Annotated in this window: 10 protein-coding genes; 7 read left to right on the top strand and 3 right to left on the bottom strand. The window is 43.7% G+C overall.

The genetic code is table 11. From position 1 onward, the window contains the following. Positions 1–28: 28 nt before the first annotated feature. From CXF61_RS03050 to CXF61_RS03075, 6 genes are all read left to right on the top strand, one after another. Positions 29–592 (top strand): YqgE/AlgH family protein, encoded by a 564-nt coding sequence (locus CXF61_RS03050; RefSeq protein WP_101204671.1) that lies wholly within the window; start codon positions 29–31, stop codon positions 590–592. A gap of 50 nt (positions 593–642) precedes the next feature. Further along, complete coding sequence (ruvX, locus tag CXF61_RS03055; RefSeq protein WP_165597100.1) at positions 643–1,218, top strand: Holliday junction resolvase RuvX; 576 nt, start codon at positions 643–645, stop codon at positions 1,216–1,218. Positions 1,219–1,304: 86 nt separating this feature from the next. Continuing rightward, a complete protein-coding gene (locus CXF61_RS03060) occupies positions 1,305–1,799 on the top strand; it encodes a hypothetical protein (RefSeq protein ID WP_102078808.1) in 495 nt (164 codons plus the stop codon). Between the two features lie 83 nt (positions 1,800–1,882). Then, a complete protein-coding gene (gene tusA, locus CXF61_RS03065) occupies positions 1,883–2,209 on the top strand; it encodes a sulfurtransferase TusA (RefSeq protein WP_102092648.1) in 327 nt (108 codons plus the stop codon). Positions 2,210–2,275: 66 nt separating this feature from the next. Then, positions 2,276–3,214: a site-specific tyrosine recombinase XerD gene (gene xerD / locus CXF61_RS03070; RefSeq protein ID WP_165597101.1), complete on the top strand. Its 939-nt coding sequence runs from the start codon at positions 2,276–2,278 to the stop codon at positions 3,212–3,214. 68 nt (positions 3,215–3,282) lie between these two features. Next, positions 3,283–3,612, top strand: a complete 330-nt coding sequence (locus CXF61_RS03075; RefSeq protein WP_165597102.1) for a DUF3817 domain-containing protein — start codon at positions 3,283–3,285, stop codon at positions 3,610–3,612. 63 nt (positions 3,613–3,675) lie between these two features. Here the strand turns inward: CXF61_RS03075 and CXF61_RS03080 are convergent, their stop codons facing one another. Continuing rightward, positions 3,676–4,119, bottom strand: a complete 444-nt coding sequence (locus CXF61_RS03080; protein WP_165597103.1) for a PH domain-containing protein — start codon at positions 4,117–4,119, stop codon at positions 3,676–3,678. 241 nt (positions 4,120–4,360) lie between these two features. On the opposite strand from CXF61_RS03080, the gene CXF61_RS03085 reads away from it, so the two are divergent. Next, the gene (locus CXF61_RS03085) at positions 4,361–4,969 is read left to right on the top strand and encodes a class I SAM-dependent methyltransferase (RefSeq protein ID WP_101204678.1); all 609 of its coding nucleotides are present in this window, start codon (positions 4,361–4,363) and stop codon (positions 4,967–4,969) included. Positions 4,970–5,089: 120 nt separating this feature from the next. On the opposite strand, the gene lptG is transcribed toward CXF61_RS03085, so the two are convergent. Together lptG and CXF61_RS03095 are read right to left on the bottom strand one after the other, a co-directional pair. Next, positions 5,090–6,298: an LPS export ABC transporter permease LptG gene (gene lptG / locus CXF61_RS03090; protein WP_165597104.1), complete on the bottom strand. Its 1,209-nt coding sequence runs from the start codon at positions 6,296–6,298 to the stop codon at positions 5,090–5,092. After that, on the bottom strand, positions 6,298–7,608 hold the full coding sequence (locus tag CXF61_RS03095; protein ID WP_165597105.1) for an LPS export ABC transporter permease LptF: 1,311 nt from the start codon (positions 7,606–7,608) through the stop codon (positions 6,298–6,300). The genes lptG and CXF61_RS03095 overlap by 1 nt, the downstream gene beginning before the upstream one ends. Positions 7,609–7,957 lie beyond the last annotated feature (349 nt).

The following is a 7,957-nucleotide window of genomic DNA, read 5'->3' on the forward strand; positions in this document are numbered from 1 at the left end:
CCCTTGTTATTAGGTTGCGTTTGTTTCTATGTCTAAAACCAATTTGACCCATCATTTTTTGATTGCAGCGCCCGAGTTGTCAGACCCAAGGTTTGAGCAGGCACTTATATATATTTGCCGTCATGACAAGCATGGTGCGCTAGGTCTGATGGTCAATCGTCCGCTTGAGCAATCTCGCGTAGGTAAGCTACTAGAAGATTTAGACATTGAGGTGACCAATCCACAGGTGATGGAAGATGTGGCATTAGAGGGCGGCCCTATGTATCCGGAAGTTGGCTTTGTGCTGCATACTGGTCAGCCAGAATGGGCGTCTTCTTTTGCTATTTCAGAGAACGTTTGCATCACAACTAGCCAAGATATTCTAAAGCGTATTGCCGCAGGTCAAGGCGTCGGTCACTATCAGCTGTGCTTAGGTCATGCCAGCTGGGGTAAGAAACAGCTAGACCAAGAGCTGAGTAATGGTGATTGGTTAGTGTGCCCTGCTGATCTGAATTTATTATTTGATACCCCGTTTGAAGAACGTTGGCAAATCGCAGCCGACAAAATCGGAGTCAATTTCGACTATCTTAGTAGTGACATAGGTCATGCGTAATATCATACGCTCTACGAATTTAGATAAAGACATAAAGGACACCCATTACTATGGTAGATAGTACTTTTACAGCCAATAGCACAGACGCTATAGATAATGACATTGAAAGTGAGTTTGTTACTCTCGATAACGATAGCACTGCTGAAACTATTGAGCCAGAGGTAAAGCCGCATCTTATCTTGGCGCTAGATTACGGTGTCAAAAAGATGGGTATGGCACTCGGTAATACCATTACGCAGACGGCGCGTGCCTTTGACATATTGGCAATGAATAACGGGCAGCCAGATTGGGATAATTTAATTGGTATCATTAAAGTCTGGGGCGTAGCGCAAGTCGTGGTTGGCCTACCGCTTAATATGGATGGCACTAGCTCTATGCTCTCAAAACGAGCACACAAATTCGCTCGTCGTCTGGCCCATAGAGTGATGGAGCAGCATTTGCCAGTGACCGTATCACTGTGTGATGAGCGGCTGACTTCCATCGAAGCAAGAGAAATCGCATGGGATAATGGTTGGATCAAAAACGAACGCGACCCAATCGATGATATCTCCGCTTGTATTCTGATGTCGACCTATTTTGCTGATCCTAATAGCAGTATCGCTATCGATGCAATCAAAGCAGAATAAAGCAGCCAAATAGGTAAAAGACACGTGTGCGGCTATAATATCACTTCGATACATCGTACCTCTTAACGGATAAATGACTGATTACTATGACCACTGTCTCAGACCAACCCTCGCAACATAAGTCACAGCATGGTTTTGCTCCACTTGCTATTGCCCGTATTAAAGGCGCACAGCGTGCCAACCAAATAGCGATTTATCTCATTTATGCGGCTATTTTCGCATTTGTGGTCTTTGGCACGATTGCTAGTATCAAAGCCTTCCATGATAACCAGTTGCTTTATCAATTATTTTATAATTTGCCATATGCCCTAGTAGCCCTCACGATACCCATTACTATTTATGATGCATTGGTCGTTTATCGTTATCGCTTAAACCAACCGTCGATGATTGCCATGAGTATTGGCGTATCAACCATTATATTGGTTGGTGGCTTAATTTTTGCCGATACTGCATGGTTAGGACTATCTTGTTGGCTGGGCGTGGCATTTTTATTTAAAGTAAGTTTTAAGCGGTTTTTTAACTTTTTAGAAATAGCTGATACGCCTGATGCCGACGAAGAGGCTGAAAGTACTGAAGCGTAGACGACCTACAAAGTACGCCGCAATAAGCACTTAAGCAAACTACTCATCCTCAAATTCACTTATTTAGCTTTACGATAATGACTATGACCACTTCGATACCAGACACGCCTATCCACCATCACTTAGACACTCAAGGGCTGATTTGTCCTGAGCCGGTCATGATGCTACATCGCGTCATTCGCAAAGCAGATGGCGGTGAAGTGATTGAAATATTGGCGACAGATCCGGCTACCACGCGCGATATTCCAAATTTCTGTCGTCATTTAGGTCATGAACTAGTAGGCCAAGAAACACTGGCTGAGAACGTGAGCTTAGACGCTGATCCTGATGAAATTACCATCGATAGCGATGAGGATACGCCTGCAAGCGTAACGCTATATCGCTATCTGGTTAAGAAAAAAATGGCATGATAAGTTTGGCATTATTTTAATAACTGTCTGTTATTGCTAACTTAATCCCTACCTGAGTATCATCCTATGAGCCGTGATCGTGCCGTGCAACAACGACAGCCTAAAGCATTGGCGGTCGATGATGAGCCAGCTTATATGACTGAGTTTCGTCAAGCCATGCTGGCACGCGGTCTAGCGACGCGTACTCGTAATGCGTACGTCCGCGACCTACGCTCTTGTGAGCTGACCAATCCTATCGCTCTGACACGCTGGCAGCCTGATGATGTGCTGCACTGTCTGTCACTCCTTGCTCAAGATGGCAAAACCCCACGTACACAAGCACGCATGCTCTCAAGCTTGCGCCAGTTTTATCTATGGATGATTGCCAGTAATCTGCGTGAAGACAATCCTTGTGAACGTATCAAAAGCCCAAAACTCGGACGTCCGCTGCCAAAAGACTTAGCCGAGGCTGACGTCGATAATCTACTTGCCGCACCTGATACCGGCACCGCGCTCGGTCTCCGTGATAAAGCCATGCTAGAAGTTTTGTACGCTTGCGGTCTGCGGGTGAGTGAGTTGATTAACCTCTCATTAGAGCAATTGAATCTAAACTCAGGCTGGCTACAAATCACGGGGAAAGGGAATAAAACGCGACTGGTGCCCCTCGGCGAATATGCAGCTGATGCGCTAGAAGATTACCTTTCTCATGGGCGTGGAGACTTGATTGCTCATTTAAAATCGGGGAATTGCCAAGCGGTATTTTTGACGGCGCAAGGCGGTTATATGACACGGCAGAACTTTTGGTATCTACTTAAGAAGTACGCCAAAGTTGCCAGTATCGATAAAGAATTATCCCCGCATACGCTACGTCACGCATTTGCCACGCATTTGCTCAATCATGGTGCAGATTTAAGAAGTGTGCAGTTATTGCTAGGACATAGCGATTTATCCACCACGCAAATCTATACTCATGTTGCAACGGCAAGATTGCAGAAATTACATGCCGAGCATCATCCACGTGGGTAGCCTTACCATATTGTCATATGGGCAGCATTGAAATCTAATATTATTGATGATTGTAAAAGGAATATATCGTGTCGCAAGCTCAACCGTCTACCTTAACAAAGAGTCAAAACTCTGCACTTAGAAACCTCACTATCATGGGTTATTTAGAAGGTACGTCTTTTCTATTGTTACTTGGTATCGCGATGCCACTCAAATATATGTTCGATATTCCAGAAGCGGTAAGCTATGTCGGTCCAGTGCATGGGGTATTATTCGTTGCTTATGTCATGGTATTAATCATCACCGCGAGCAGAATAAAAATGCCGCTTTGGGCGCTACCTGCTGGTGTGCTCGGCTCGTTTTTGCCATTTGGGCCATTTATATTTGATCACTTATTAAAGAAGAATTTGGGGAAGTAGTTTCGAAAAAAATTCAATATCAGGAACGATGTATAGCTGAATGCGGCTAACGATAATGCCATTCTATTCGCCTGCTGTATCTATCACTATTTTAGGATTACGTGCCTGTATCTCGCGATAAAAACGTGACTGGTCTTTTGGTGAGATTAGTATTTCTTCATCTTGATATGATATTTTAATCCTATCCAATGATAGTGCTGGCGCAGAACTCATACTTCGAGTCGGCATAATATAGATGATATCTGTAAGCTCAATTTTTTGAACAGAGAACCCACTATCTACTTGTAGTTGGTCATTCGTTAATATGTACTTAGTACCGAAAAAAGGGATGAGCATTAGTGCTGCAAAAGGGATGAGAATAACCGTCATTAATATAGTTTGTACGAGGGATTTGTGAGCACCTCGCTTCCACTGCCATAATGGAACAGACACAGTAAATAAACTCAAACTCCAAAGTAACAGTGCGAGCCAAAAGTCTACTTTGGATACGAATATAATGTCTGGCATAAATAATACTTAGCGACTATCAGGTTAAATTTGATTCTATCTTAAGCGATACCTCTTACCTAATATCTCTAACATTTTTTCTTAAAAATTTTTGCGATATAGCAAAATGCAGTTCCATAAATAGATAGCTGCAAACCCATCCTTTTCTCGTTACAATACCCTTATTAAAGTGCGTCATGATATACGTGCTGCCTAACTGGGCTGCGCACTACCTTTTACCTATCTATTATCCGAGAATCCCATGAGCCATAGACCACCTGCTGACCTATTAAAAAATGCCGAACACTGGCGCGAAGATATCAATTTTCGCCAAGAAGTGCTGGGTAAGCCGTTTGATTTTGCGACCACGTGGGGCATTTTTTCACCGCAAAAACTCGATGACGGTAGCTTAATGCTACTTGATTATGTAGATTTTGAGCAAGATGATGATTCGATCGATTTAGGCTGCGGTTATGGTGTACTTGGTATGACGGCAGCACGTGAATGTCCAAATGGTCAGCATACGCTGATTGATAAAGACTTTATGGCAGTAGAATACGCACGCCGTAACTGTGAGAAAAATGGTTTAAACAATGTCGATGTACATTTATCAAATGGCTTTAATCATGTGGCAAAAGATAAAGACTTTAGCCTTGTGATGTCGAACTTGCCAGCCAAAGTCGGTAAAGAGCAGCATTATTTATACTTCCTCGATGCCTATGCACGCATGCGTAAAGGTGGACGTTTTTACGTGGTGACCATCAATGGCCTACGCCAATTTGTGAAACGCTCGTTTACCGAAGTGTTTGGCAATAGCGATAAAATCAAGCAAGGTAAAACCTATACAATTACGATGGCGACCAAAGACTAGTTTTAGCTTTGCCTGATTGAGTTTCGGCCATTTAAACTGAGGCTTAAATTGAAATCGACATAAAAAAGCACGCTAAATCTAATTTAGCGTGCTTTTTATTTGGTATGACCAACTGTCTTTTTACATCTGGCGTTTTATCAAATATCCACCCAATAGCGCGCTGCCGATAATTGGTAATAGCACCATGAGCATTGGTGAAAAGCCTGTCGCTAGCGATACAAATCCGACTAAGTCCTGAATGTAGCTAAATAGTAGACCAAACAACAACGCCACGACGATACGCAAGCCTAAGCTGTGCGTCCGTAGCGAGCCAAAGACAAACGAGCAAGCGACAATCACCAGCGACAATATCGACAATGGCGATAGTAGCTTTTGCCAAAAAGCCACTTCATGATCTAAAGAGCGATTACCCTGTTGGCGCATAAACGTACGATGCTCATACAGCTGCGTCAATGATAAATCCTCTGCCTTACGCGTTAGCAGATACACAGACTCTGGGGCAAAGGGTAAGCTTAACGTATCTGATGGTGAAATAGCTTGGCTACTCTCAAAGCCCTGATTGATAGAGAGCTTGACCATATCGTTTAACTGCCACTCGTAACGATACTGCTCACTTGGCTTTTCGCTATTCACATCAATTGGTTCACGGCCAGTATACTTTCCACCTTCCGCATGGACAGCAGTTTGCAAATTGCCATTATTATCCAAATGCCAGCGTTTCACTTCGCCAATATTACCCGCAACATCAGCATAATCAATATATAAAACGTCGCTACCATCAGGTGTAGCACTACCATCTTCTGCGGTTTCGAATCGTGGCTGTATCGTCCAGTAGCCGCGTACTGATGTGACCAGTGAGGTACTGTCCTCATCATTAATCTGTTTTGCTAACTGGTTAGAAGACGGTAGGACGAACTGGTTAATAGCTAATGCCAACAGTACAAATATCAAAGCGGGCTGCAATACCCAGCCGACGATACGATAAATACTGACCCCAGCCGCGCGCATAACGACCAGCTCGCTTTTATTGGCCAGCAAACCTAACCCTATGACAGCACCCAATAGCGCACCCGTTGGGATAAATTGCTCTAAAAAATAAGGCGAGCGATAAAAGATATATTTGAGCGCCTCGCCCATAGTGTAGTTAACATCTAACGAATCAAGCTCTGATAAGTAAGAGAAAATCAGCTGTAAAGCCCACAAACCAATGACGGCAGCGATAATAGCCAATAGAGCATTGAGTTTGACATAGCGGCTAAGGACTTTTAGATTGGCAGGTTTTTTAGCCAATTGATTAGACTCGGCTGATTTAGCAAATAAAGAGCGCATTAAGACTGCCCTCCTTGTGAGCTGTTGTTCTGATTATCTATGTCGCTAACTGAACTAGTTGCGGCAGCGGCTAGCCTGTTTTCTTGTTTGCGAAAGCGCAATCGATGTTGCACACGGCTAGCCCAATTCATATAAAGCGCCAAAGCCATAAAGCCTAAAATAAGCCATGCATACGCCCATACGCTGATGCTGTCTTTGCTCACTGCGTTTTTGAGCGAGATGATACCTAATGCACAGCTGACAAATAATAAGATAGAAGGAAACAAGCGCAGCCAACGTCCTTGACGCGGACGGACTTGCGCCAGTGGCACGGCCAACATAGGCGCGATAATCATCAGCCATGGTAGCGCCAAACGATAGCCAAGCTCACCTTGTGCAGCGCGCATTGCACTATTTGTGCCTGATGGTGAGCTACTCGTGGCGGCTTGCCACAACGGTCCAATCTGTTGCGTTTCGATATTGTCTTCGGTGATAACTTCCTGTGAAGACTCAGTCAAGGTGATGCGATAACGATCAAAAGCGACTTGATTATATTTGAGACTGCCTGCGCCAACTTCGTAACGACGTCCTTGGAACAAATCCAACTGTGTCACGCCGCTATTGCCAGTATCAACTTGCTCAGCACGCTTAGCCAACGTGATAGTATCTTTGCTAATGTCCTTTGCACCACTATTTATAATATTTTTTGGAATATCAGAGATGCCAATTTGTTCAGCTGTTTCGCTGTCGATCGTATTATTCATATCAGTGGCATTAGCATCAACATCTTCAGCCGCACTACCTTTTTTCGCAGGTTCAGATTGGATCAAGATCACATCTTGCAGTTTTTTCTTATCATCGCTGAGACTACCCACATACAAATGATAATTACCGCTACTGATAAACTCGTTCGGACGAATCAAGTCGAACGCACTGGTCAATGCTTGCTGCTGCCACACAGCTTCAGACGAGCGAACACCCCAAGGCTTGCCAACGACAGATAGCGCCGCTTCACCAACGAACAGCGCCAATATTAACGGTGTCATTAACCGAGCAAGCTTACCTCGAGACACGCCACTAGCATTAATCACTGCCATTTCTTGATCGACATACAAGCGACCAAATACCAGCATCAAAGCGATAAAGAATGCTAACGGTAAAATGAGCTCTAAAAAATACGGTAGGTTATACCCAATGATCGTAAACAGTAGACTGACGTCCAAACGACCTTCAGCAGCGATGCCAAAATAGCGTATCAAACGACCGCCGAGCATCATCACTACCAAAAACCCCAACACTAAGGCAGTGGTCGAGGCAACTTGTTGTGTCATGTAGCGGCGTAATATCACAATGGGTACTCTTAAACGGTTGGTATGCGCGCGATTGATGATGAGCTTATTAAATATTTAGGACGTACGACGACATATCATCAGCATGATATGGGTCATCTAAATACTCAAATAACGGTAAACGTTACTAAGCGACTGGTTAGTCATACTCAATAAACACAAGCGACAGATATAACCGCTAATGCTAGCATGTTTTGCCCAAAAATGGCTGTGAAATGTGTTTGAAAACATTACCTACACCTTGCTGAGAGCGCATTATTGACAGTAAGTAACAAATATAGCAAGTATTGGATAAATAATTGATAAAACCTCAAATTACATCGAATTGATA

Origin of the sequence: Psychrobacter sp. 4Dc, assembly GCF_002836715.1 — a bacterium.
Classification (GTDB): Bacteria; Pseudomonadota; Gammaproteobacteria; order Pseudomonadales; family Moraxellaceae; genus Psychrobacter.

Coding starts and splice junctions, on each gene's coding strand:
- CXF61_RS03095 (WP_165597105.1), bottom strand. CDS start 7,608: ATGACACAACAAGTTGCCTCGACCACTGCCTTAGTGTTGGGGTTTTTG.
- CXF61_RS03050 (WP_101204671.1), top strand. CDS start 29: ATGTCTAAAACCAATTTGACCCATCATTTTTTGATTGCAGCGCCCGAG.
- ruvX (WP_165597100.1), top strand. CDS start 643: ATGGTAGATAGTACTTTTACAGCCAATAGCACAGACGCTATAGATAAT.
- tusA (WP_102092648.1), top strand. CDS start 1,883: ATGACCACTTCGATACCAGACACGCCTATCCACCATCACTTAGACACT.
- xerD (WP_165597101.1), top strand. CDS start 2,276: ATGAGCCGTGATCGTGCCGTGCAACAACGACAGCCTAAAGCATTGGCG.
- CXF61_RS03080 (WP_165597103.1), bottom strand. CDS start 4,119: ATGCCAGACATTATATTCGTATCCAAAGTAGACTTTTGGCTCGCACTG.
- CXF61_RS03085 (WP_101204678.1), top strand. CDS start 4,361: ATGAGCCATAGACCACCTGCTGACCTATTAAAAAATGCCGAACACTGG.
- lptG (WP_165597104.1), bottom strand. CDS start 6,298: ATGCGCTCTTTATTTGCTAAATCAGCCGAGTCTAATCAATTGGCTAAA.
- CXF61_RS03060 (WP_102078808.1), top strand. CDS start 1,305: ATGACCACTGTCTCAGACCAACCCTCGCAACATAAGTCACAGCATGGT.